General features: G+C 54.5%; 1 protein-coding gene. It reads left to right on the top strand.

Annotated features, from left to right (window positions below; genetic code table 11):
- Positions 1-111 precede the first annotated feature (111 nt).
- Complete coding sequence (locus tag F0U44_RS24100; protein ID WP_497707148.1) at positions 112-399, top strand: tropomyosin; 288 nt, start codon at positions 112-114, stop codon at positions 397-399.
- Positions 400-510: the final 111 nt, after the last annotated feature.

Genomic DNA, 510 nt, shown 5'->3' with positions numbered 1-510 from the left:
GTAACGGAACGCCTTGGCGCCGGTCGAGAGCTGGCCCTGGTCGTCGCCCTCAGGCGGGGCCGTCGTCTCGCCGTCGCCCTTCTCGCCGTTCTCTAGTCTGGTGACGCTAAGATCTCAGAGCTTGAAGAAGAATTAAAGGTCGTCGGTAACTCCCTTAAATCTCTCGAAGTATCCGAAGAGAAAGCTAACCAGCGCGTCGAAGAGTTCAAGAAGCAGCTGAAGACCCTGACCGGCCAGCTGAAGGAGGCCGAGGCCCGTGCCGAGTACGCCGAGAAGACAGTCAAGAAACTGCAGAAGGAGGTCGACAGGCTCGAAGACGAGCTCGGCATCAACAAGGATAGATACAAGAGCTTGGCTGATGAGATGGATTCCACCTTCGCCGAGTTGGCTGGTTACTAAGCTCTCGCACTCCACATACAGACCACAAACACACACAAACAGAACATGTACACACACATACGCAGCGCCGCTGCCACACACACACAAACACATGTACATTAATTACACAAC

Source organism: Nocardioides humilatus (assembly GCF_008373755.1).
In the GTDB taxonomy this organism is placed as follows: Bacteria; Actinomycetota; Actinomycetes; order Propionibacteriales; family Nocardioidaceae; genus Nocardioides; species Nocardioides humilatus.
This window is presented reverse-complemented; position numbering and strand designations above follow the sequence as displayed.